The sequence below is a fragment of the Enterobacteriaceae endosymbiont of Donacia fulgens genome (genome assembly GCF_012567545.1).
Lineage (GTDB): Bacteria > Pseudomonadota > Gammaproteobacteria > Enterobacterales > Enterobacteriaceae.
In genome coordinates, this window is record NZ_CP046182.1 from 278,911 (window position 1) to 305,367 (window position 26,457).

21 protein-coding genes and 5 tRNA genes are annotated in these 26,457 nt (G+C 18.3%); 8 read left to right on the plus strand and 18 right to left on the minus strand.

All coding sequences use genetic code 11. The features are described from left to right. Nucleotides 1-5 precede the first annotated feature (5 nt). The gene (gene hemW, locus GJU05_RS01395; protein ID WP_208753763.1) at nt 6-1,151 is read left to right on the plus strand and encodes a radical SAM family heme chaperone HemW; all 1,146 of its coding nucleotides are present in this window, start codon (nt 6-8) and stop codon (nt 1,149-1,151) included. Here hemW and trmB read toward each other — a convergent pair. Beyond that, nucleotides 1,144-1,845, minus strand: coding sequence for a tRNA (guanosine(46)-N7)-methyltransferase TrmB (trmB, locus tag GJU05_RS01400; RefSeq protein WP_208753764.1), 702 nt, complete (start codon nt 1,843-1,845; stop codon nt 1,144-1,146). The two genes, hemW and trmB, sit on opposite strands and share 8 nt — an antisense overlap. 78 nt (nt 1,846-1,923) lie before the next feature. On the opposite strand from trmB, the gene GJU05_RS01405 reads away from it, so the two are divergent. Continuing rightward, nucleotides 1,924-2,166 carry an oxidative damage protection protein gene (locus GJU05_RS01405; protein WP_208753765.1) on the plus strand — a complete coding sequence of 81 codons (243 nt, stop codon included), beginning with the start codon at nt 1,924-1,926 and terminating at the stop codon, nt 2,164-2,166. Nucleotides 2,167-2,183: 17 nt separating this feature from the next. Here GJU05_RS01405 and GJU05_RS01410 read toward each other — a convergent pair. Next, nucleotides 2,184-2,257 (minus strand) — tRNA-Ala (locus GJU05_RS01410). A 9-nt stretch (nt 2,258-2,266) separates the two neighbouring features. Next, nucleotides 2,267-2,340 (minus strand) — tRNA-Ile (locus tag GJU05_RS01415). Between the two features lie 147 nt (nt 2,341-2,487). Between GJU05_RS01415 and rmuC the strand changes: the two genes are divergently transcribed. From rmuC to GJU05_RS01435, 4 genes are all read left to right on the plus strand, one after another. Continuing rightward, nucleotides 2,488-3,837, plus strand: a complete 1,350-nt coding sequence (gene rmuC / locus GJU05_RS01420; RefSeq protein WP_208753766.1) for a DNA recombination protein RmuC — start codon at nt 2,488-2,490, stop codon at nt 3,835-3,837. Nucleotides 3,838-3,865: 28 nt separating this feature from the next. Next, nucleotides 3,866-4,666, plus strand: a complete 801-nt coding sequence (locus GJU05_RS01425; RefSeq protein WP_208753767.1) for a TatD family hydrolase — start codon at nt 3,866-3,868, stop codon at nt 4,664-4,666. Between the two features lie 89 nt (nt 4,667-4,755). Continuing rightward, nucleotides 4,756-6,156 carry an asparagine--tRNA ligase gene (gene asnS / locus GJU05_RS01430; RefSeq protein ID WP_208753768.1) on the plus strand — a complete coding sequence of 467 codons (1,401 nt, stop codon included), beginning with the start codon at nt 4,756-4,758 and terminating at the stop codon, nt 6,154-6,156. Nucleotides 6,157-6,246: 90 nt separating this feature from the next. Next, nucleotides 6,247-7,455: a porin gene (locus GJU05_RS01435; protein WP_208753769.1), complete on the plus strand. Its 1,209-nt coding sequence runs from the start codon at nt 6,247-6,249 to the stop codon at nt 7,453-7,455. Nucleotides 7,456-7,533: 78 nt separating this feature from the next. On the opposite strand, the gene GJU05_RS01440 is transcribed toward GJU05_RS01435, so the two are convergent. The 13 genes from GJU05_RS01440 to GJU05_RS01500 form a co-directional block, all read right to left on the minus strand. Next, nucleotides 7,534-8,169 (minus strand): MBL fold metallo-hydrolase, encoded by a 636-nt coding sequence (locus GJU05_RS01440; RefSeq protein ID WP_208753770.1) that lies wholly within the window; start codon nt 8,167-8,169, stop codon nt 7,534-7,536. A gap of 72 nt (nt 8,170-8,241) precedes the next feature. Beyond that, a complete protein-coding gene (gene rpsA, locus GJU05_RS01445; protein WP_208753771.1) occupies nt 8,242-9,900 on the minus strand; it encodes a 30S ribosomal protein S1 in 1,659 nt (552 codons plus the stop codon). Nucleotides 9,901-10,160: 260 nt separating this feature from the next. Continuing rightward, a complete protein-coding gene (gene aroA / locus GJU05_RS01450; protein ID WP_208753942.1) occupies nt 10,161-11,453 on the minus strand; it encodes a 3-phosphoshikimate 1-carboxyvinyltransferase in 1,293 nt (430 codons plus the stop codon). A gap of 44 nt (nt 11,454-11,497) precedes the next feature. Next, nucleotides 11,498-12,592: a 3-phosphoserine/phosphohydroxythreonine transaminase gene (gene serC / locus GJU05_RS01455; RefSeq protein WP_208753772.1), complete on the minus strand. Its 1,095-nt coding sequence runs from the start codon at nt 12,590-12,592 to the stop codon at nt 11,498-11,500. Between the two features lie 56 nt (nt 12,593-12,648). Then, a complete protein-coding gene (gene rodA, locus GJU05_RS01460) occupies nt 12,649-13,752 on the minus strand; it encodes a rod shape-determining protein RodA (protein WP_208753773.1) in 1,104 nt (367 codons plus the stop codon). Between the two features lie 24 nt (nt 13,753-13,776). After that, on the minus strand, nt 13,777-15,660 hold the full coding sequence (gene mrdA / locus GJU05_RS01465) for a penicillin-binding protein 2 (protein ID WP_208753774.1): 1,884 nt from the start codon (nt 15,658-15,660) through the stop codon (nt 13,777-13,779). Between the two features lie 33 nt (nt 15,661-15,693). Next, nucleotides 15,694-16,686 carry a DNA polymerase III subunit delta gene (gene holA / locus GJU05_RS01470; RefSeq protein ID WP_208753775.1) on the minus strand — a complete coding sequence of 331 codons (993 nt, stop codon included), beginning with the start codon at nt 16,684-16,686 and terminating at the stop codon, nt 15,694-15,696. 50 nt (nt 16,687-16,736) lie between these two features. Further along, a complete protein-coding gene (gene leuS, locus GJU05_RS01475; protein ID WP_208753776.1) occupies nt 16,737-19,295 on the minus strand; it encodes a leucine--tRNA ligase in 2,559 nt (852 codons plus the stop codon). A 90-nt stretch (nt 19,296-19,385) separates the two neighbouring features. Then, the gene (ybeY, locus tag GJU05_RS01480) at nt 19,386-19,847 is read right to left on the minus strand and encodes an rRNA maturation RNase YbeY (RefSeq protein ID WP_208753777.1); all 462 of its coding nucleotides are present in this window, start codon (nt 19,845-19,847) and stop codon (nt 19,386-19,388) included. Between the two features lie 18 nt (nt 19,848-19,865). Beyond that, nucleotides 19,866-21,206 (minus strand): tRNA (N6-isopentenyl adenosine(37)-C2)-methylthiotransferase MiaB, encoded by a 1,341-nt coding sequence (gene miaB, locus GJU05_RS01485; RefSeq protein WP_208753778.1) that lies wholly within the window; start codon nt 21,204-21,206, stop codon nt 19,866-19,868. Nucleotides 21,207-21,260: 54 nt separating this feature from the next. Continuing rightward, nucleotides 21,261-21,332: transfer RNA gene (locus tag GJU05_RS01490), tRNA-Gln, on the minus strand. A 17-nt stretch (nt 21,333-21,349) separates the two neighbouring features. Continuing rightward, nucleotides 21,350-21,439, minus strand: a tRNA-Leu gene (locus GJU05_RS01495). A gap of 16 nt (nt 21,440-21,455) precedes the next feature. Beyond that, nucleotides 21,456-21,529: transfer RNA gene (locus tag GJU05_RS01500), tRNA-Met, on the minus strand. A gap of 100 nt (nt 21,530-21,629) precedes the next feature. Here GJU05_RS01500 and glnS point away from each other — a divergent pair. Continuing rightward, nucleotides 21,630-23,288, plus strand: a complete 1,659-nt coding sequence (gene glnS / locus GJU05_RS01505) for a glutamine--tRNA ligase (RefSeq protein ID WP_208753779.1) — start codon at nt 21,630-21,632, stop codon at nt 23,286-23,288. Nucleotides 23,289-23,333: 45 nt separating this feature from the next. On the opposite strand, the gene fldA is transcribed toward glnS, so the two are convergent. Next, complete coding sequence (fldA, locus tag GJU05_RS01510) at nt 23,334-23,846, minus strand: flavodoxin FldA (RefSeq protein WP_208753780.1); 513 nt, start codon at nt 23,844-23,846, stop codon at nt 23,334-23,336. Between the two features lie 26 nt (nt 23,847-23,872). Next, complete coding sequence (locus tag GJU05_RS01515) at nt 23,873-24,652, minus strand: alpha/beta fold hydrolase (protein WP_208753781.1); 780 nt, start codon at nt 24,650-24,652, stop codon at nt 23,873-23,875. 153 nt (nt 24,653-24,805) lie between these two features. Here GJU05_RS01515 and pgi point away from each other — a divergent pair, with 153 nt between their 5' ends. Continuing rightward, complete coding sequence (gene pgi / locus GJU05_RS01520) at nt 24,806-26,425, plus strand: glucose-6-phosphate isomerase (RefSeq protein ID WP_208753782.1); 1,620 nt, start codon at nt 24,806-24,808, stop codon at nt 26,423-26,425. Nucleotides 26,426-26,457 lie beyond the last annotated feature (32 nt).

Sequence of the window (26,457 nt, forward strand, 5' to 3'; positions counted from 1 at the left end):
ATAATATGATTAATTTTAATAAATATTACAGTTTATATATTCATATTCCTTGGTGTTTAAAAAAATGTCCTTATTGTGATTTTTATTCAACTATTTTTATAAAAAAAAATATAAAAATACAAGAACTATATATAAATAGTTTATTATTAGATTTAGAAAAAACTTTATTTTTTATTAAAAAAAAAATTTATATTAAAAGTATTTTTTTAGGAGGAGGTACTCCAAGTTTATTAAACGAAAAATTAATATCATTACTTTTAAATAAAATAAAAAAAAAAATATATGTATTAAAATCAGTAGAAATTACAATTGAAATAAATCCATCTTCTATTTCTGAAAAAAAAATTAAAAGTTATATAAATAGTGGTATTAATCGTTTTTCTATTGGAGTTCAAAGTTTTAATAATCAAAGTTTAAAAATATTAGGAAGATTACATAATGCTGAAGAAGCTATTAATGCTATTAATATTTTAGTTAAAAATAATATATCAAATTTTAATTTAGATATAATCTATGGCATACCTGGACAATCATTAAAAAATTCTTATGATGATTTATATAAAGCAATTTTATTTAAACCTAGTCATATTTCATGGTATCAGTTAACTATTGAAAAAAATACAATTTTTGAAAAATTTAAACCTAAAAATTTATTAAATGATAATTTATTATGGAAAATGTTTTTACAAGGAAAAAAAATATTTTTTAAACATCAATATCTACAATATGAAATTTCTTCTTTTGTAAAAGAAAAAAAATTTATGTGTAAACATAATTTAAATTATTGGTATTTTGGTAATTATTTAGGTATTGGTTGTAACTCTCATAGTAAAATTACATTTAATAATAAAATTATTAGAATTATTAAAAATAAAAATATTAAAAAATATATAAATGGTGATTTTTTTTATTCTATAAAAACAATTTTGCATAAAGAAATAATATTTGAATTTTTTTTAAATCGGTTAAGACTATATAAAAAAATTAGTAAAAAAGAATTTCTAAAAATGACTGGAATAAAAACAGTAATAATTATTCCTTTAATAAAAAAAGCACTAAAATTAGATTATTTAAAAGAAAATAATGATTATTGGTTTATAACTAATAAAGGACATTTATATTTAAATAATTTATTAGAAATTTTTATTTAAGAAATAAAATTTTTTTATATTCTATATAATATATATTTTTTTTTTGTTTTTTTGCTTGGTCAAAAAATTTAGTTTTTAATAAATATAAATTTAAATTTTTATAAATATTTTTATATTGATTAGATTTTAAAATAATAAATTTATTATTATTAATATTAATATTTTTAATATTTGATATAATATTATTTTTATAATCTAAACAATCAGTTATTATATATAATATTCCATTATTTTGTAATTTTAAAAAAATAATTTTTAAAAAATCTATTTTTAATAATCTTCTTTTTTTATGTTTTATCTTTGGCCAAGGATCAGGAAAATATAATTGAATTAATTTTATTGAATAATTAGGTATCATATTTTTAAACACAAAAAAAGCATCATAATAAATTAATTTTAAATTTTTAATTTTATTTTTTTTTATTTTTTTTATACAATTTATAATTCCTGGTAAATAAACTTCTATTCCAATAAAATTATAATATATATAATTCATAGCAAAATTTATAATATTATCATCTATACCAAAACCAATATCGATTATAATAGGTAATTTATTATTAAAAATACTTGTAAAATTTAATTCTTTTTTTTTATAAGAAATATTAAAAAGATGGAAATATTTTTTAAAAAATATTTTCTTCGATTTTTTTAATTTTCTATAACGACAAACAAAACTTTTTATATTATTCATATTTTTAAAATAAGTAAATAATTTTGAAAAAAAATAAATTATACATTATATTATTATAATAAAATATAGAAGAAAATTATGTCAAAAAAAATTTTTTGTGTATATTTTCAATGTAAAATGAAAAAATTAAATTATAAAGTATATCCAGGTAATATAGGAGAAATAATTTATAATCATATTTCTAAAAATGCATGGATTAAATGGTTATTATATCAAACTAAACTAATCAATGAAAAAAAATTAAACATGACAAAAGAAAAAGATATTTCTTTTTTAGAAAAAGAAATGATAAATTTTTTATTTAAAAATAATAATTTCTAATTTTATTAGATATATAATGGAGCTAAGCGGGATCGAACCGCTGACCCTCTGCGTGCAAAGCAGATGCTCTACCAAACTGAGCTATAGCCCCCAAATTCTATAGGCTTGAGTGGATTTGAACCACCGACCTCACCCTTATCAGGGGTGTGCTCTAACCATCTGAGCTACAAGCCTGTTTTATGTATAATAAATACATATTAATTAATTCATATTTTTAAATAAATGTCAACTATAAAATATTATTTATTTTAAATAAATAAACTTTATTTTTTTTTAAAAAAATAATAATAATAATATTTTTTATATAAGGTTATAAAATTAATGTATTTTTATAAAAATTTTATTTATTTTTTTGTACAATTTTTATTAATTATTATTATATTTTTTTATTTAAAAAAAAAAAAACGAATTTCTAAAAATTATTTAATAAAAAAAATAAAAGAAAATAGAAAATTAGAAATTCAATTAATTAAAAAAATGGAAAAAATAGAATTTTTACAAAAAATAAAAATAGAAAATAAATCTTTAAATAATATGATATCTAATCAGATTGAAATTATTCTAAATTTAAAAATAAAAATTAAAGAACTTGAAACAAAATTAAATGATACTATTATTTTTTTTAATAAAAAAGAAAAATTAATCATTAATAATAATCATCATTTAAATATAGAATTTCAAAATTTAGCTAATAAAATTTTAAAAAAAAGTGAAAAAAGAATAAATAAATATAGTACTCAAAATATGAAAAATATTATTTATCCTTTAAATATACAATTAGAGTTTTTAACAAAACAATTACAAAAAAATTTAAATCAAGAATCATTAGAAAGAAATATATTAACTAATGAAATTAAAAATTTAAAAAAATTAAATATACATATTTCTCAAGAAGCTATTAATCTTACTAATGCTTTAAAAGGTAATAATAAAGTTCAAGGTATTTGGGGGGAATTAGTATTAAATAAAATTTTAGAATCTTCTGGGTTAAGAAATGGATATGAATATGAAACACAAAAAAAAATAAAATTAGAAAATAATGAAATAATACAACCAGATGTAATTATAAATTTACCTTATAATAAAAAGATAATTATAGATTCAAAAATGACTTTAATATCATATGAACGTTATTTTAATACTAATGATAAAAATAAACAAAAAAAAGCATTAAATGAGCATATATTAGCTATTCGTAATCATTTACACTTACTAAGTAATAAAAAATATCAATGTTTATTAAAACTAAAATTATTAGATTATATTATAATGTTTATCCCAATAGAATCTGCATTTTCATTAGCAATTAATTTTAAACCTGCTTTATTATATGAAGCTTTAAAATTAAATATTATGTTAGTTAGTCCTACAACTTTAATGATTTCTTTAAGAACAATAGAAAATTTATGGCGTTTTGATAAACAAAATAAAAATTCTTTAATTATTGCAAGTAAAGCAACAAAATTATATGATAAAATTAGATTATTTGTAGATGACATACATCTTTTAGAAAAAAGTATTAATAAATTACAAATAAATTATAATTTAGCTATTAAAAAATTATTTAAAGGTAAAGGTAATATAATTTCTAAAGCAGAAAATTTTCGTAATTTAGGAATAAAAGTAATAAATAAAATTAATAAAGATTTTAAAGAAAAAAAAATAAAATAATTTTTAAAAAAATATATAAAGAGTATATATGTTTGATATAAGTGTTAATTTAACAAATAAACAATTTCAAAAAGATATCGATAGTGTTATAAATAGAGCCATTAAAAAAAAAGTAAATGGTATGCTAATTATAGGATGTTCTATAAAAGATAGTGTAAGTGCTCATAATATAACTAAAAAATATAAAAATTATTGTTGGTCTACAGTAGGTATACATCCTCATTATGCTAATTTATGGAAAAATAATATTATTAATAAAATAGAAAAATTGTTAAAATATAAAAATATTGTAGCAGTAGGAGAATGTGGATTAGATTTTTATAGAAATTATTCATCTCAAAAAAAACAACTATTAGCTTTTAATACACAACTTGAAATAGCTGCATCTTATTCTATGCCTATATATTTACATTGTCGTAATGCTTTTAATATTTTTTTTAATGTACTAAAATTTTGGATTCATAAAATTTCTAAAATTATAATACATTGTTTTTCTGGTAATAAATATGAATTAGAAAAATGTTTGGATATGAATATGTCAATAGGTTTAAGTGAATTATTTTTTAATAAAAAATATAGAATAGGATCTATACAAGATATTAAATTAATTCCTAAAGAAAAATTATTAATTGGAACTGATTCTCCATTTTTATTATTTAAAAAAATGTATTATAAAATATATAAAAAATTAAAAGGAAGAAATGAACCTTCACTATTACCTAATCTTTTAAAAAAAATTGTTTTTTTAAGAAAAGAAAAATATTCAATTTTAGATACTCAAACAGAAAAAAATGCATTTAATATTTTAAATTTAAGTATAAATAATTGAAATTATAATTTTTATAAACTTAAATTTATTTTGTAATAAAAAATAATATTAATTTTAAAATTTAGAATTCTAATTAAGAGAAAATAATAATGTATTTAATTTCTAGTATATCTCAATTAATAACTGGAAAAATAAAAATTAATAGTAAAATATTTATAGGAGGTTGGGTTCGTAATAGAAGACATTCTAAATTAGGTATTTCTTTTATTAATTTATATGATGGATCTTGTATACAAGATATACAAATTATTGCTAATAATAAATTAAATAATTATGAAAAAGAAATTTTAAATATTACTAGTGGATGTTCTTTAAAAGTAAAAGGAATATTTAAATATTCTCCTAAAAATTTACAAAAATATGAAATACATGCATTACAAATAAAAATTTTAGGTTGGGTATATAATCCTGGGGAATATCCCATTTCTCCTAAAAAACATAGTTTAAAATATTTAAGAGAAGTATCTCATTTAAGATCTAGAACAAAAATAATTAGTTGTATTACAAGAATAAAACATAATATTGCTTTATATATACATAATTTTTTAAATAAAAAAAATTTTTTTTGGGTTAATACTCCTTTAATTACTACATTAGATACTGAAGGATCAGGCAAAATGTTTAGAGTATCTACTCTAGATTTATCAAATATTAAATATATAAAAAATAATAATATTTTTAAAAAAGATTTTTTTGGTAAAGAAGTATTTTTAACCGTTTCAGGACAATTAAATTTAGAAACATATGCTTGTTCTATGTCTAAAGTTTATACATTTGGACCTACTTTTAGAGCGGAAAACTCAAATACTAAACGTCATCTAGCAGAATTTTGGATGTTAGAAATAGAAATAGCATTTTCTAATTTAGAATATATTATCTATTTTATAGAAAAAATGTTAAAAAGTATTTTTAAATACTTTTTAAATTTTCATGAAAGTGAGATTTCTTTTTTATCTCAAAGAAATAATAATAATTTGTTTAATAAAATTAATAAAGTTTTATTAAATAAATTTAATATTATTGAATATAATGAAGCTATAAATATTTTAAAAAATTGTAAAGAAAAATTTTCCCATATAATTACATGGGGTGAAGATCTTTTAATAGAACACGAAAAATATTTAACAAATAAATATTTTAATAATATAGTAATAATATATAATTATCCTAAAAATATTAAAGCATTTTATATGTATTTAAATAATGATAAAAAAACTGTAGCATCTATAGATGTTTTATTTCCTGATATTGGAGAAATTATAGGAGGTTCTCAACGAGAGAGTAGAATAGATATTCTAGATAAAAGATTAAAGGAATTAAAACTTAATAAAAATAATTATTGGTGGTATCGTGATTTAAGAAAATATGGTACCATCCCTCATTCTGGATTTGGTTTAGGTTTTGAAAGATTAATATCATATATTACTGGGATATATAACATTAAAGATATAATACCATTTCCAAGAACTCCTTATAATGCAAGATTTTAAAAAATTTTTAAAAATATAAAAAAAATTATTTTTTTATAAATCTTATTTTAAATTTAATATAATTAATTATTATTAATAAGGATAAAAATTATGAAATGTAATATATTAAAATTTTTAATACCTTTTTTATTAACAATTAGCAGTATTACTACTGTTAATGCAAGTGAAATTTATAATAAAAATGGACAAAAATTAGATTTATATGGATTTTTAGATATTAAAAAAACTTATTCTAATCAAGACAGAGAAGATATACCCAAAAAATATGAAAATATTATTTCAAATATGATTTTTGGTTTCAAAGGTAATACAAATATTTTTAATAATATTTATGGTTATGCTCAATTTGAATATAGTTTACCAATAAATCAAACTGAAATAGATAAAAATGTTTTTCCTTCAATACGTTTAGGTTTTATTGGTTTAAATTTTAATAATGGTAATAATTCTATAGATTTTGGAAGAAACTACGGAATTTTATATGATTCAACTTCTTTTATTAAAAAAGAATCTTCTTTTTTTATAGATGATTTAATGTATAATCATAATGATAAATTTATGTTTGGAAGAACAAATAATCTTCTAACATATAGAAATAAAAATTTTTTTGGTTTAATTAAAGGACTAGATTTTGCTTTACAATATAAAAGTCCTTTTTTTTCTGAAAATGATGTTTTTTATAATAAAAATATTAATAAAGATCATGATATTTTTATAGAAAAAGAAAAAAATAAAAAAGGATGGGGAGCTTCAATCAAATATAAAATAGGAAATTCAGGTGTAAGTATTACAGGATCTTATTTTAATTCTTCTAAAATAATTGATAAAAATGATGAATTAAAAAAAATCTTTTTTATAAAAGATAAAAATAACAAAAATAATGATATAAATGCTTTTTCAATTGGAGCAAAATACGAAAAAAATAATATTTATTTAGCTACTGTTTTTAGTAAAACAAAAAATTCATTAACATATTTAGATCGAAATAATTATTATTTCGCTAATAAAATTAAAAATTTAGAAATTATTGGACAATATAAATTTAATAATAATTTAAAAGCTACTATTTCTTATGTCCAATCTGAAGGTAACAATATCCCTGCAGGATACCATTATCCTGGAGGTAATATAAGTTTTTTAAAATATGTAACAATTAATACAATTTATAAATTTAATAAAAATTTATCTGCTTATTTTGATTATCGTATTAATTTATTAAATAAAAATGATAGATATGTAAGATCAAATCATATTTTTACAGATAATCTTTTTGGTATAGGTATAGTTTATAACTTTTAAATAAATAATAAAATATTTATTCATTACTAGCTATTTCTTAAATTTAATAATTTTATAAAAAATAAATTTTAGAAGTAGTTAGTTTATATTTTTTAACCAATAATTATTTATTAATTCATAATTAATATTAGTTTTTTCCCCATGTCCAGGTAAAATTATTGTTTTCATACCTAATGAAATAATTTTATTTTTTATAGAATTAATTAAAATATTAAAATTACTTTTTGGTAAATCTGTTCGTCCTATACTATTTTTAAAAATAGTATCTCCAGATATTAAAATATTATTTAATTTATTAAAATAAATAACATGACCTGGAGTATGACCAGGACAATGATATGTTTGTAAAACAATATTACCTATATAAATTTTTTGCTTATTTTTTAACCATATATTTTTTGTAAAAATACAATATGGAAGTTTAAAAAGTTTACTTTGTAATTCTATATTTTTTATCCAAAAAATATCTTTTTTATGTGGTCCTAATATAGGGATATTTAAAATTTTTGATAAAATATAAGCTGCACCAATATGATCTAAATGACAATGAGTTATTAAAATTTTAACTATATTTAATTTATATTTATTTAAAATTTTTAAAATTTTTAAATAATCACCCCCTGGATCAATAAGAACTGCACTGAATGTTTTTTTACACCATATTATATAACAATTTTGATTAAAATTTGTAACAGGGATAACTATATAATTCATAATTATAATATTAAATTTATATATTTTAAATTTTTTTATTATTAATAATTATTAATCTAATAAATAATATTATTATTCATATTTTTTCGCAGCTTTAAATGCTTCTGTCATTACATTAGAAAAATTATTTTTTTTATTTTTTTTAATAATTTTATTTTCTATATTTTTTAAATTAATAATTATATTAACAATTCTAGTTTTACGATCAATACTACTTATTCTACCTTCTATATTTTGACCAACTTTAAAATATTTTAAAATATTTTCAATTTTATTATTTTTATATTCAGATAATTTAACATTACCTATTATTTCATCATTAAATTTTAATTTAATATTTTTATTATCTATATTAAATATAATACCTACTACTTTATTATTTTTTTTTTGTTCTATAAAATATTTATTTAAAGGATCTTCTTTTAATTGTTTAATTCCTAAAGAAATTCTCTCTCTTTCTGGATCTACTTGTAAAACTATAGTTGTAATATCACTACCTTTTTTATATTTATGTACTTCGTCTTCACCATTATTTATCCATGATAAATCAGATAAATGAACTAATCCGTCTATACCCCCATTTAAACCAATAAAAATACCAAAATCTGTTATTGATTTTATTTTACCTTTAACATGATCACCTTTTTTATAACTTTTAGAAAATTCTAACCAGGGATTAATTGTACATTGTTTAATTCCTAAAGAAATTCTTCTTCTTTCTTCATCAATATCTAATACCATAACTTCAACTTTATCATTAACATTTACTATTTTAGTAGGATGTATATTTTTATTTGTCCAATCCATTTCCGATATATGAACTAATCCTTCTACCCCTTCTTGAATTTCTACAAAACATCCATAATCTGTTAAATTTGTAACACGTCCTAATAACTTACTATTTTCAGGATAACGTTTAGAAATAGATTTCCATGGGTCTTCTCCTAACTGTTTTAATCCTAATGAAACACGAGTTTTATCTTTATCGAATTTTAGTATTTTAATTTTAATTTCTTCACCAATATTAACAATTTCACTTGGATGTTTTACTCTTTTCCATGCCATATCTGTTATATGTAATAATCCATCAACTCCTCCTAAATCAACAAATGCTCCATAATCAGTAAGATTTTTTACTAAACCTTTAATTTCCATACCTTCATATATAGTGTTTAGTAAATGATTTCTTTCTGCACTATTTTCGAATTCTATAACTGCTTTTCTAGATACAACTACATTATTTCTTTTTTGATCTAATTTAATAACTTTAAAATCTAATTCTTTACCTTCTAAATGAGAAGTATCTCTAATTGGTCTAATATCTACTAAAGAACCAGGTAAAAAAGCTCTAATACTATTAAGTTCAACAGTAAAACCTCCTTTTACTTTACCAGTAATTATACCTTTTATATTACTATTATCTATATTAGCTTTTTCTAAAATTAACCAAGATTCATGTCTTTTAGCTTTTTCTCTGGATAAAATAGTTTCACCAAAACCATCTTCTATTGTATCTAATGATACATCTACAATATCTCCTATTTTAATTTCAAGTTTTCCTTGGGAATTTTTAAATTGTGAAATAGGGATACAGGATTCTGATTTTAATCCAGCATCTACTAAAACAATATCTTTTTCAATAGAAATAATAGTTCCAGAAATTATTGATCCTAAGTTAATAATTTTGTTTTTTAATGATTTTTCAAATAATTCTGCAAAACATTCATTCATATTAGTAACTTTTAAATATTTATAATAAAATATCCACTTAAATCATATTAAGTCTTATTTTTTAAAAAACTCATATATTCCTTTTATGAGAAGTAGTTAAATATAATTTAATACTATATATTATATATAAATTATATTTTATATATATTTATACAAAAATAACATTAAATTTTTTTTTCTGCAACTATATATCTTTATATTAATATACTATTCTAAAAATTTTAAATGTTATAGATTTTAATTAATTAAATATTTATAATTTAATTATAAAAACTTATTTTTTTAAATTCTTTAAAAAAATTAGGATATGTTTTACTAGTACAATTAGGGTTAATAATACTTACCGAATTATTAGATAATGATAATAATGAAAAACACATAGCTATACGATGATCATTATATGTTTCAATAATAACTTTATTTATATATTTAGGAGGAAAAATAATAATATAATCATTACCTGTAATGATTTTTGCACCAGTTTTTTTCAATTCATTAGACATTGCTTGTAAACGATCAGTTTCTTTAACTCGCCAATTATATATATTTTTTATAGTAGTAATTCCTTTAGCAAATAAACTAGTAACAGCTAAAGTCATAGCTACATCTGGAATATCATTTAAATCCATATTTATAGATTTTAGAGTATTTTTTGTACAACTAATATAATTTTTACCATAATTTATTATGGCTCCCATACTTTTTAAAATATTAATATATTTAATATCTCCTTGAATACTATTTTTATTTATATTTTCTAATCTTACAGTTCCTCCTTTAATAGCTGCAGCAGATAAAAAATAGGAAGCAGAAGAAGCATCTCCTTCTATAATATATTCTCCAGGAGAGATATAATTCTGTTGTCCATAAATTTTAAATTGTTTATAATTATTATTTTCTACATATATACCAAAAACTTTCATTAATTTGATAGTTATATCAATATATGGTTTAGATACTAAATTATTATAAATATTAATTACAGTATTACCCTTTATTAAAGGACTAATCATTAGTAATGATGTTAAAAATTGACTAGAAATAGAACCATTTATTTTAATAAACTTATTACCCTTAAATCCACCTTTTATATGTATAGGTGGATAATTTTTTTTTTCTAAATATTCAATAACAGCTCCACCATTTTTTAAAGAATCTACAAGATGTTTTATAGGTCTTTCCTTCATTCTTGGTTCTCCAGTTAAAATAATATCACATTTTTCATTTAATGATAATAAAGCTGTTAATGGTCTAATAACAGTTCCGGCATTTCCAAGAAATAATTTTATTTTTTTTTTAGGTTTAAAAATCCCATCATTACCCATAATTAAACATTCTTTTTTATTATGAGATAAAACAAAATTAATACCTAATTTTTTTAATGCATTTAACATATGATTAATATCATCACTATTAAGTAAATTTATTAATTTAGTAGAACCTTTAGCTAAAGCTGATAATAACAAAACTCTATTAGAAATACTTTTAGAACCAGGTAAAAAAATAGAACCTTGAATTTTATTAATAGGTTGGAGTGTTAAAATATTTTTCATATTATATATATAATTTATATTAAATTTTAAAATAATCATATCATTTATATATACTTTTTTTCAAAATCATTCATAAAATTTATTAATTTTTTAATCCCTTCTATAGGCATGGCATTATATATTGAAGCTCTTATTCCTCCTATTTTTTTATGTCCTTTAAGATAATATAATCCATTTTCTTGTGATTTTTTCAAAAATAAATTTTCTTTTTCAGGATTTTTAAAATGAAACACAATATTTGTTATTGATCTATTACTATTTTTAATTTTATTTATATAAAATTTACTTTTATCTATAGTTGAATAAAGTAATTTGGCTTTTTTTTTATTTATTTTACTAATATATTTTATACCCCCCTTTTTTTTTAACCATTTTAAAACTAACCCTGATAAATATAAAGAAAATGTAGCAGGTGTATTAAACATTGAATTATGTTTAGATATAATTTCATAGTCTAAGACTGAAGGTAATTCTTTTCTTTTTTTATTATTATTTAAAATTAAATTTTTTTTTATAATTAAAATAGTTAAACCAGCAGGACCAATATTTTTTTGTGCACTTGCATAGATCATACCATAATTTTTTATATCAATTTCTTTAGCAAGAATAACAGATGATAAATCTGCTATAATAGTTTTGTTTTTAAATTTTGGTTCTTCATTAATTGCAATTCCTTCTATTGTTTCATTAGGACAATAATGTATATATTTTGAATTATGATTAAAATTCCAATATTTCATTTTTTCAATATAGTATAGTCCATTTTTTTTTTTTAATGGATTAATAATATGTGGATTACAATATTTTTTAGCTTCTTTTATTGCTTCATTTGACCAATGTCCAATATTTGCATAATCAGCTGTTTCAGTATAATCTAATAAATTCATTGGTATAGCTGAAAATTGTGTTCTGGCTCCTCCTTGACAAAATAATATTTCATATTGTAATGGAATATTAATTAGTTCTCTTAAATCTTTTTTTATATCCTTAATTAAATTCATAAAATGATTAGTACGATGACTAATCTCCATAACAGAAACATTTAAATTATTCCAATTTATTAATTCATTTTGTGCTTTTTTTAAAACTTCATAAGGTAATAAAGCTGGTCCAGGACTAAAGTTAAATATTTTTTGCATGAAAATAACCCTATTAAATATATTATAAATTATAAATAATATTTTTTTTAAAAATACTAAATAATACTATTATGTGTATACATAGACATTATAATGCCAAAATTAGCCATAATTACAACAAGAGATGTACCCCCATAACTTATTAAAGGTAAAGGGATTCCTACAATAGGTAATAAACCACTTACCATACTTATATTAATAAATATACATAAAAAAAATATTAGTATTATCCCACTAATTATAATTTTATTAAAAATATCACGACATTTAAATGATAAGAATAAACTTCTTACTATTAATGATAAATATAAAATAATTAATAATAATACTCCTATAAAACCAAATTCTTCTGCAAATACAGAAAATATAAAATCAGTATGTTTTTCTGGTAAAAAATTTAATTGTGATTGTGTCCCATGATTCCAACCTTTTCCAAATAATCCTCCAGAACTAATTGCTATTTTAGATTGAAAAATATGATATCCTTTTCCTAATAAATCACAATGTGTTTTTAATAACATTAAAAATCTTTCTCTTTGATAATCATGTAATAAAAATACCCATGCAAAAGGAAGAAATATTATAAATAAAATAATACTATGTAAAATTCTTTTCCAAGATAATCCAGCTAAAAATAATATAATAGCTCCAGATAAACCAATTAATATAGCAGTACCTAAATCTGGTTGTTTAGCAACTAATATGGTCGGGATTAATATTAAAATTATTATTTTAAAAAATGTTTTTTTATTAATATAATAATTATATTTATTAATAATATAAGATACAATTAAAGGAACTGATATTTTAGCTATTTCAGATGGTTGAAATGTAATAAAATTAATATGTAACCATCTTTGTGCGCCTTTTATAGTACAACCAACAAATTTTACTGCAATTAATAAACATATAGTAAAACAATAAAATAAAAAAGAATATTTTTTATAAATATTTGGAGGAATTTGTGCTGCTACTAACATAGTTATAAAACCTATACAAATTTGAATTATTTTATGTTTTAAAAAAATATGATTTTTAATACCTGTTGAACTCCATGTTATAAACAAACTAATTATTAAAATTATTATTATTAATAATAATAATATTATATCTATATGTAATACAGAATGTATAAATTTACTAAAGTTTTTTTTTTTCATGATAAAATCACATAATTAAATATTTTATATTAAAAAGTTTTTTTTATTTTTAAAAATATAATCTAAAATTTTTCTTGCAATATCACCAATAAATATATTTTTATTACTATTTTCTATAATAATAGTCATAGCTATTCTAGGATTTTTAAAAGGGGCAAAAGCTATTATAAGTTTATGATCTCTTAATTTTTCTTCTACTGTATTAATATTATATTTTTTTTTATTTTTTAAATTAAAAACTTGTGCAGTTCCTGTTTTTGCAGCTACACTATAATTTTTTACATTAACAAAATACTTATATAAAGTACCATTTTTTTTATTTACTACATTAAACATTCCTTTTTTTACTATATTCCAATATTGTATAGAAAAATTTACTACTTTTTTATATTTTTTATGAATATAATAAGTAAAAATATTATTTAATTTTTCTTTTTTATAAAGATGGAGAGGTTTACTAATACCATTATTAACTAAAATAGTTAATGCATTATGTATTTGTATAGGAGTTGCATTCCAATAACTTTGTCCTATTCCTACAGAAATAGTATCTCCAATATACCAAGGGTTGTCTATATTTTGTAATTTCCATTGTTTTGTTGGCATATTACCTATCTGTTCATTAAAAAGATCAATATTTGTTAATTTACCATAACCAAATTTATTCATCCATTTATAGATTTTATTAATACCTATATTATAGGCTAATCTATAAAAAAAAGAATCAGATGATTCTTGTATTGCTTTGTTAATATTTAAATAACCATGACCATTTTTTTTCCAATCTTTATATATTTTATTCAATTTAGGAATTCTCCACCATCCTGGATCAAATAATATTGTATGTTCATTTATTAAATTTAAATTTAAAGCTAATAAAGCAATATATGGTTTTATAGTAGAAGCAGGAGGATAAATTCCTTGAATAGCGCGATTAATTAAAGGATTATTAGTAATAATATTATTTTTAAATAAAAAATGTAAATTATTTTTTTCTCTATTATTAAGAAATAAATTAGGATCAAAACTAGGAGTAGATATCATAGCTAAAATTTCACCATTTTTTGTATCGCTAATAATTACAGCTCCTTTTTTATCTTTCATTAATGAATAAATATATTTTTGTAAATTATAATCAATAGTTAAATAAATATCACTTCCTGTATATGCTTCTTTTTTACATATGTTATATTTATAAAATCCTTTGTTATTGATAGCAATTTTTTGATAACCATTATTTCCATAAATTTTTTTTTGATAATATTTTTCAATACCATTTATTCCTACTGAAGAGTTATCAGTATAATTTTTTATTTTTTCTTTTTTTTTAAATATAATTTTTTTTTTATGTTTACTATAATTTATATAACCTATTACATGTGCAAATATTTCTTTTTGAGGATAAAAACGTTTTTGATAAATTTTAAGAGACATTCTGGGAAATTGATATTTGTTTACTAAAAATTTTGATACTTGAGTATTATTTAAATTTATTTTTAGAGTTATTTCTTTTGATGGATTTTGTTTTATTTTAAATTTTATTAAATTTATAATATCAAATTTGTTAATTTTTAATTTTAAAAATTTTTGTAAAAATATAACATTTTGTAAAAAATCATGAGTATTATCAGGTTTTATTTTTATTTGATAAAAACTTTTATTTTTAGCTAAAACTATTCCATTTCTATCATAAATTAATCCTCTATTAGGTTTTAAAAAAAAAAAACCAACATAATTTTGTTCAGCTTGTAATTTATATTTTTTATAAGATTTTATTTGTAAATAATATAAATTATATATTAAAATACATGATAATATTAAAAATATTTTAATTAAAAATTTTGTTCTTTGTAAAAATTTTTTTGATTTTATTTTATAATTTTGTAAAAAAGTATATTTTATATACATAATTATTTTTATACCTATATTATTTAATATATTTTATGAAATAAATAGAATTAATCTTTCTACATCGATCCAAAAATATTTTTCTGTATAGTTATTTATTATAAAACTTTTGATATTTATTTCAATTTCTAGTAATAGTTTAATTATTAAATATATTTTTTTATTATTAATTCTTTTTAAAATTTTTACAAAATAATTTTGTTTTTCTGGTAATATTAAAAATTTTTTAAAAATTATATTTAAAGGATATTTTTTTAAACTCCTATATAATTTTAAAATTAAAAAAATATTTTTTTGTAATTTATTAAAAATAATAAAAATATTTTGTTTGTTTTTTTTCATTTGTTTAATTATTATTAAACTATTTTTGATATTACCTGATAAAATAGATGTAATTAAATTATTATTTTTTTTTAAAATAAAATTATTTAAATAACCATGATTTTTTTTTTGTATATAAATACTTTCTATAACTTGATTTAATAACATTAAATTTTTTGAATAAAAATTATGTAAGGAAATACAAATATTTTTATTTACAAATAAATTTAATTGTTTAAAACGAAAATAAATCCAATTAATAATTTGTAGTTTATTTAATTTATTAAATTTATAAATTATTATATGTTGATTATTTATAATATTTTTGAAATTTTTTTCAATATATAAATTTATATAATCATGAATTTCTAAAACTAGAATATTGCTCTTATTTATATACTTAATTAAAGTATTAATATTTTTTTTAAATTTTAAAAAAAATTTTTTATTTAAAAAAATTAAATGTATTATTTGTTTTTTACAAAAAAAATCTATAATTATAAATTTAGAAAAAATTTGATCCCAAATAGTATTATCATCTATAATAATTATATTATTTTTAATATAATTTAATTTTAATAATTTTTTTAATAATAAAGTTATATTTTTTTTAATAAAAAATAATTCATTTCCAGTTATAATATAACAATAATATTTTTTATTATATATATCTTCATAAAAATTTTTTAAAAATATCTGATTCATTTTTTATTAAAATTTATATTATTAATTAGTATTTAAGTTTATTAAAACTACTATTTTTTTTTTGTTACTATATTTAATATTTTTTGTGGTATATATATTATTTTTATAATTTTAATATTTATTAAAAATTTAGATATATTATTATGTGATAATACATAATTTTTGATATCGTTTTGTTTATTTTTAAATTTTTCTGGAATAGAAAGATTATATTTTTTTTTTCCATTTATCTGAATTATAATATTAAATTTATTTTTTATTTTTTTAGTATCAATTTTTGTAATTACAGGCCATGATACATGATCAATATCATTTTTATTACCCATATGTTTCCATAATATAAAACAAAAATGGGGAGTAAAAGGGTAAAGCATTTTTAGTATAATTAATAAACTATTAAAAATAATAATATAATCAATATTATTATATATTTTATATTTTTTAATTTTATTAAATAAAATCATAATTGAAGAAATTGCTGTATTAAAAGATTGATTTTTTTCAAAATTATTTGTTACCTGAATAATAGTTTTATTTGTATCATCTTGTATTATAAGTTGTTCTTCATTATATGAATGGAATAGTTTATCTTTTTTTATTTTTTCATAAAAAAAAGATAATTTTTTATATTCATAAATAAACTTCCATATTTTTTTTAAAAATTTATACATCCCTTTTATACCATTTTCTTGCCATTCTAAATCCATATTAGGAGGAGCGGCAAACATAATAAAAAGACGTAAAGAATCTGCTCCATATTTTTTAATAATATTCTGAGGATCAACTCCATTATTTTTAGATTTAGACATCTTAATCATCCCATTATTAATTAATTTTCTTCCTTTATTGTCTAATAAAATATTATTTTTTTTATCAAAAAAAATATTTTTTTCTTTTATCCAATGATATTTTTTTTCTTTATCAAGATAATAATAAGAATTTGCTAATACCATACCTTGACATAATAATTTTTTTACTGGTTCATCAGTATTTAATAAACCAATATCTCTCATTAATTTATGAAAAAAACGGAAATATATTAAATGCATTGTTGCATGTTCTATTCCCCCAATATATTGATCTACAGGTAACCAATAATTAGCATGTTTTTTATTTATCATATTATTATTTTCATTAATAGAAGTATATCTTGCATAATACCATGAAGATTCAATAAAAGTATCAAATGTATCTGTTTCTAATTGACCTGTTATACCATTATGATTATATTTAAACCAATCTAAATTATTTTTAATTTTTTTACTATAATTTTCTTTTATATTTTTACTAAAAATTTTTTTTGGAAAAATAAAAGGTAATTCATTTTTTTGTAATGGTATGTATTTATTATTTTTTTGTATAATAATTGGGATTGGGGTCCCCCATATTCTTTGTCTGGAAATACTCCAATCTTTTAAATGATAATATTTTGTATAAAATGCTTTTTTTTTTAAAATTAATTTTTTAATAAGTAAACTATTATTATTTTTAATATTTTTATTTAAATTAGATATTTTATTTTGTGATATAAATAATTTTTTATAATTTTGTATAAAAATAAAATCTTTAGTATCACATTGTGATAGTATACCAATAGTTGCATTAATTTTATTATAATTAGATAAATAATTTACAATTATTATTTGTATTTTTTTTTTTAAAAAAATATTATTTTGTGCAAATAACTCACTATTAATATAATCTATTTTATTAGATGAAAATTTATTTATTCCTAAAGAAGATAAAGATGAATATTTTTTAATAAAATTTTTAATTTTTTTATTTTTTATAAATTTTTTACATATTGGATGATTATATAAAATTTTAATAAAAGTAATATTTTTAAGAATAAAAAAATATTTTTTTTCAATAAAAACATTAAATTTATAATTAGTATTATAAATTTGGAAAATAATTTCTATTCCTTCTATTTTTCCAATCCAATTTTTTTGCATATTTTTTACTTTTTGAGGCCAATTATTTAATTTTTTTAAATTATTAAGTAATTCATCAGCATAATTAGTAATTTTTAAAAACCATTGCTTAACTAATTTTTTTTTTACAAGACTATTACATCTCCAACAACATTTATTAATAACCTGTTCATTAGCTAATATAGTTTTATCTATAGGACACCAGTTAACTATATCTTTTTTTTTATATGCTAAACCTAAATTATATAATTTTAAAAAAAACCATTGTTCCCAACGATAATAATTAGGATCACATGTTGTTATCTCTCTATCCCAATCAAAACTAAATCCTAATAATTTTAATTGTTTTTTCATATATTTAATATTATTTTTAGTCCATATATTTGGAGCAATATTATGATTATGAGCTGCAATTTCTGCAGGTAAACCAAAAGCATCCCATCCAATTGGATGTAAAACATTTTTTCCTAACATTCGTTGATATCTTGCAATAACATCTCCTATAGTATAGTTACGTACATGTCCCATATGTAATTTACCTGATGGATAAGGTAACATTGAAAGACAATAAAATTTTTTTTTATTATAATCTTCAGTTACTTTAAAAGTTTTTTTAAATTCCCATTCTTTTTGTACATAAAATTCTATGTCTTTAGGAGAATATTCTTTTTTCATATAAAAACAATTCCTGAATATATTATTTTTATTTATTTAATAAAATAAATTATTTTACAACAATAACTTTTTTATATACTATTAAAAATTTTATTTTAAATATGGATTTTTATATCCAAGTAAATTAAGTATTTTAATTTCTTTTAATTGCATTAAACATGTTTCTTTAATATTTTTATGATTATATTTTAATAAATGTAAACATGAATGTATAATAATATGTGCCCAATGGGATTTTAAAAGTTTTTTTTGGGAAAAAGCTTCATTTTCAATAATTTCTTTACATAAAACAAGATCACCTAATAATTTTTTTTTAAAAAAATTTTTTTCTAATAAAAAAGATAGTACATTAGTTGGTTTAGAAATTTTTAAATATTTTTTATTAAGTTTTAAAATAAAATCTTTTTCTACTATAGAAATAGTAAGCTCAATTTTTTTTATTTTTTTTTTTGAAAAAATTTTGTATAACCAATACAAAATATCGCCTTTTAAAGGAAGATTATCATTATTTTTACAAAAATTGTAATAATTTAAAATAATATCTAATTTCATATAATCCTAAAATAAAAGTTAATTTTTATAAGTAGATACAAATTCTCCATATAAAGAATATATATAAGTATCAAGAATTTTTACATAAATAAATTTACCAATATAATTTTTTTCACTTATAAAAAAAACTATTCTATTATTTTCAGTTTTACCAAAATATTTATTATTTTGGATAGATATACCTTCTACTAAAATAATTTGTATTGTATTTAACATTTTTAAACTAAATTTTTTAGTTTGTTCTTTAATATAATATTGCAATAGATATAATCTTTTTTTTTTTTCTAATATACTTACATTATCTTTCATTTTACTTGCTGGAGTTCCTGGTCTAGGAGAGTAAATAAAACTAAAACTCATATCTAAATCTAAATCTAAAATTAAAGAAATAGTATCGTCAAAATCTTTTTTAGTTTCTCCAGGAAAACCAACTATAAAATCTGAACCAATTTGAATATTAGGTCTAATACTTCTAATTTTATTAATAATGTTAATATATTCAGATATATTATATCTTCTTTTCATTAAAGATAAAATCTTATCAGAACCACTTTGTACCGGTAGGTGTAAAAAATTTACTAATTTAGGAAGTTTTTTATAGATATTAATTAATTCATCAGAAAAATCTTTAGGATGACTTGTAGTAAATCTAATTCTTTTTATATTTTCTATTTTTGAAATTAGTACTAATAATTTTGAAAAAGTATAATATTTTTTATTTTGATTATCAATATAATTATAAGCATTAACATTTTGACCTAATAAATGTATTTCTTTTACTCCTTGAATAGACAAATGTTTAATTTCTAAAAGTATATCTTTATAAGGTCTGCTTATTTCTTTACCTCTAGTATGAGGTACTATACAATAAGTACAATATTTATTACAACCTTCTATTATTGAAACAAAAGCACTTACATTTTTTTTTTTTGTTATAGGAAAAAATTTAAATTTTTCAATTTTAGGAAAACTAATATCTATTAAATATTTTTTAAATTTACGTACTTTATATATCATTTGGGGTAATCTATGAAAAGTCTGAGGACCAAAAATAATATCAACATAATATGCTCTATTTAATATTTTTTTCCCTTCCTGTGAAGCTACACAACCTCCAACTCCTATAATAATTTCAGGATTTTGTTTTTTTAAAATTTTCCATCTTCCTAATTGATGAAATAATTTTTCTTGTGCTTTTTCTCTAATAGAACATGTATTTAATATTAAAATATTTGCATTTTTAACAGATTCAGTAATCTTACAATTTAACTTATTTTCCATAATATCTGCTATCTTAGAAGAATCATATTCATTCATTTGACAGCCCCAAGTTTTAATATATAATTTATCATTTGGCATAATTAATAATTAAAAATTTATTTTTTGTTAAATTTTATAAAAGAATTAATAACTCTGGGGTACCTGGATTTGAACCAGGGATGCCGGTATCAAAAACCGGTGCCTTAACCACTTGGCTATACCCCAAAATATTATTATTTATTTGCGGGAGACGAGAGTTGAACTCGTATTATATTAAAAATTAATAACCAGAACCTAAATCTGGTGCGTCTACCAAATTCCGCCACTCCCGCAAATTATTTTTTTATTTAGCTACGATGGGAGTTGAACCCATGACCTCAGCGTTATGAATGCTGTGCTCTAACCAACTAAGCTACGTAGCCAATAATTATTGTATATTATGTAAATAATAAATTATAACGTCAACTAATTTATTTATTTAAATTTAAATTTACATTAAATTTGTGAAAAGAGTAAAAAAATATGTATAAATATAATAATTTTTATAAAAAAAATTTTATTTTTAAAATTATTGAAAATGATATAAAAAATAAAAAATATCGTTTAATACGTACTAGATTCCCACCTGAACCTAATGGTTATTTACATATAGGTCATATAAAATCTATTTGTTTGAATTTTACAATAGCTAAATTTTATAAAGGTAAATTTTTTTTAAGAATTGATGATACTAATCCTTCAACTGAAAATATAAAATATATTGAATATATAAAAAAAGATTTAATATGGTTAGGATTTAAATGGGATGAAAATATTAAATACACATCAAATTATTTTAATTTGATGTATGAATATGCTATAGAATTAATTAATAAAAATTTAGCTTATGTTGATGAATTAGATATAGAAAATATTAGAAATTATAGAGGTACATTATCAATACCTGGTAAAAATAGTCCTTATAGAAATCGTTCAATAAAAGATAATTTAGAACTATTTGAAAATATGCGTTTAGGTAAATTTTCTGAAGGTAGTTTATCTTTACGTGCTAAAATAGATATGCAATCTAAGATTATTGTTATGAGAGATCCTGTATTATATAGAATTAAGTTTCAAAAACATCATCAAACTAATAAAAAATGGTTTATATACCCAACTTATGATTTTAGTCATTGTATATCTGATTCAATTGAAGGAATTACTCATTCTTTATGTACATTAGAATTTCAAGATAATAAAGTATTATATAATTGGATTCTTAATAATATTAGTATAAAAAATCATCCTAAACAATATGAATTTTCAAAATTAAATATAGAATATGGAATAACTTCAAAAAGAAATATAAATATTTTAATAAAAAATAAAATAGTTAGTGGATGGGATGACCCTCGTTTATTAACTATTTCTGGATTACGTAGAAAAGGATATACATCTTCTTCTTTAAAAAATTTTTGTTATAGTATAGGAGTAACTAAACAAAATAATATTATAGAAATGTCTTTTTTAGAATCTTGTATAAAATCAGAATTAAATAAATCAGCTCCTAGAACAATGGCAATATTAAGACCTTTAAAAATTATTATTGATAATTTTCCTTTTAAAAAAAAAATAAAATTATTAATTCCTAATCATCCTAATAATAAAAATATGGGATATAAAAATATTTATTTTACTAAAGAAATATATATAGATATTTTAGATTTTTCTGAAATAGAGAAAGAAAATTATAAAAGACTTATTTTAGGATTTAAAGTTAAATTAAGATATTCTTTTGTTATTAAAGCAAAAAAAATTATAAAAGATAAAAATAATAATATTATTTGTATTCATTGTATATATTATAAAGATTCTTTAGGAATAAAAATAAATAAAAAAAAAGAAATAAAAGGTATAATTCATTGGATATCTTGTTTATATTCTGAACCAGCTAATTTTTATCTATATGATAATTTATTTATAAAAAAAAATATTAATTATGATGATAATATTTTAAAATTTTTAAATAAAAAATCATTATTAATATATAAGGGTTTTATAGAAAAAAATCTATTAAAAAATAACAAAAATAAACATTTTCAATTTGAAAGAGAAGGTTATTTTTATTTTGATAAAAAATACTCAAATAAAAATAAAATAGTTTTTAACAGAATCTTATCATTAAAAAAAAATGATAAATAAAATTCATAAAATCAATTATATTAAATATAATTGATTTTATAATTATTAAATTTTTATCTCTTTAGATATTTGTTGTACCCATGTTTTAATACGTAAATTAGTTAATTCTGATTGTCGATCTTCGTCTATAGTTAATCCTAAAAAATAATTTTTATTTTTTAAACTTTTAGTATCATTAAAATGATAACCTTTAGTAGGCCAATAACCAATAATATTAGCTTTATTTTTTTTTACTATATCATAAATAATTTTTATGGCATCACAAAAATATTCTCCATAATCTTCTTGATCACCACAACCAAATAATCCTATATATTTATTTTTAAAATTTATTTTTTGTAAAGTAGGTAAAAAATCTTCCCAATCACATTGAACTTCTCCATAATACCATGTAGGTATACCTAATAAAAGAATATTATATTTTTCAATATCTTTTTGACCTATTTTAGAAATATTAAATACTGAAGAATTTTTTTTATTTAATTGTTTTTGTATCTTAAAAGCAACATTTTCAGTATTACCGGTATCACTACCGAAAAAAATACCAATTTTAGACATTTTATATTATTTTTTATTTAAAAATATTATTTATAACATAATTTTAATATTAAATTAAATACTAATTTTGTATTTTCAATATGTAATAAATGTCCAGAATTGGGAATATTATATATTTTCGCATTAGGAAATTGAAAAAAAATATCTTTATAGTAAATTTTATTTATATAATTTGATTGTTCTCCTTTTAAAAAAAAAATTTTACCTTCCCACTTAGGAACTAAATTCCAATCTAATATTTTTTTATATTGATTTTTTAAAATTGGAAAATTAAATTCCCATTTACCATCTATAAATGTTTTTAATAATGTATTTATTATAAATTTATTTTTAATAAATAATTTCATTATATTAAATACATCTTTTCTTATTAAATTTTTTGTTTTATATACTTGTTCTAATGCAAAAAGTATATTTTTATTATAGTATTGATATTTTACAGGAGCTATATCTAAAATAATAATAGTTTTAATATTGTCAAATAACATAAATTGACTAATATTCATTGCTATTTTACCTCCCATAGAATGTCCAATAATAATAATATTTTTTTTTATATTTAAAAAATTTAATGTATCTAATACATCTTTAGATAAATATCTATAATTCATTTTTTTATGGTAGGGAGATAAACCATGGTTTCTAATATCTATTAATATAATTCTATATTTTAAATTTTTATTTAAAAATTTTCCCATTACATATAAACTTTTTTTATTACCAAATAATCCATGTAATATAACAATTGTATATTTTTTTTTAATAAAAAAATTATTATTTGGAATAATTAAATAATTAAGAATCATATAAAAAATATATTTATTTAAATATAATATTTTATCATATTAAAATAAAAAAATTGAATTTTTAATAAATTTAAAATTTATGATATAATTAGTTTAATTATAAATAATATTTTTTTTAAATAATTTTTTAAAAATATAAAATAATAATATTATATGAAAAATATTGATCCTACAAAAACTTCTTCTTGGAAATATTTAAAAAAACATTTTCAAGAAATGAATAAAATAACTATTAATGATTTATTTATAAAAGATCCAAATAGATTTAAAAACTTTTCTATTAATTTTGAAAATAAAATTCTTTTTGATTATTCAAAAAATATTATTAATCAAAAAACTTTAAATTATCTGTTAAATTTAGCAAAAGAAACTAAATGTTTTGATGCTATTTATTCAATGTTTTATGGTAAAAAAATTAATGTTACTGAACAACAATCTGTTCTACATACATCATTAAGATATGATCATAATATTTTTTTTTTAAAAAATAAAAAAATTTATAATAATATAGATAAAATTTTAAAAAAAATTAAAGATATTTCTAATGAAATAATATTAGGAAAATGGAAAGGTTATACAAATAAAAAAATAAAAAATATAATAAATATAGGAATAGGGGGTTCTCAATTAGGTCCTTTAATGGTTACAGAAACATTAAAAGAATATAAAAATAAATTAAATTTATTTTTTTTATCTAATATTGATTCTAATCAAATTAGAAATATAATTAATAAAATTAAACCAGAAGAAAGTATTTTTATTATTGCTTCAAAAACCTTTAATACACAAGAAACAATAACTAATGCTTTAAGTATAAAAAAATGGTTTAGAAGAAATATAAATAAAGATCTAAATAAAGATATTTTTTCTAAACATTTTATTGCAGTTACTAATAATATTAATGCAGCAATAGATTTTGGAATAGATAAAAAAAATATTTTACCATTATTATCTGAAATAGGAGGACGTTTTTCTTTATGGTCTTCTATTGGATTATTGATATCATTATCTATTGGTTTTAATAATTTTAAAAAATTATTACAAGGAGCAAATAAAATGGATCATCATTTTTTTTACACTCCATTAGATAAAAATATTCCTATTATTATGGCTTTAATTAGTATTTGGTATAATAATTTTTGGAACACAGAAACAGAAGCCATAATTCCTTATTGTGATAATATGCGTTTTTTACCATCATATTTACAGCAATTAAATATGGAATCTAATGGTAAATCAATAGATAGGAATGGTAATAAAATATCATATCAAACTAGTTCTATTATATGGGGTGATGTAGGTACAAATGGACAACATTCTTTTTTTCAAATGTTACATCAAGGTACTAAATTAATCCCATGTGATTTTATAGCAGCTGCTATTCCTTATAATAATAAATATAAAGATCATCATATTAAACTTATTGCAAATTATATTGCTCAAACAAGGGCATTAGCTTTTGGTAATATTAATAATACATATAAAAAAGAAAATATATATAAATATTGTTTTGGAAATAAACCTAGTAATTCTATTTTTTTAAAAAAAATTACTCCTTATAATTTAGGATTATTAATTTCATATTATGAACATAAAGTTTTTATACAAGGTGTAGTTTTAAATATATTTTCTTTTGATCAATGGGGAGTTGAATTAGGAAAAAAAATAACTAATTTTTTAGTTGAAAATATAAATAAAAATATTCAAGAGAAAATAATCCAATATGATTGTTCTTCTAAAGGAATAATTAATTTTTATAAAAATTTTAATTAAAATTTATTCAAAAAAATTAATAATTAAATATT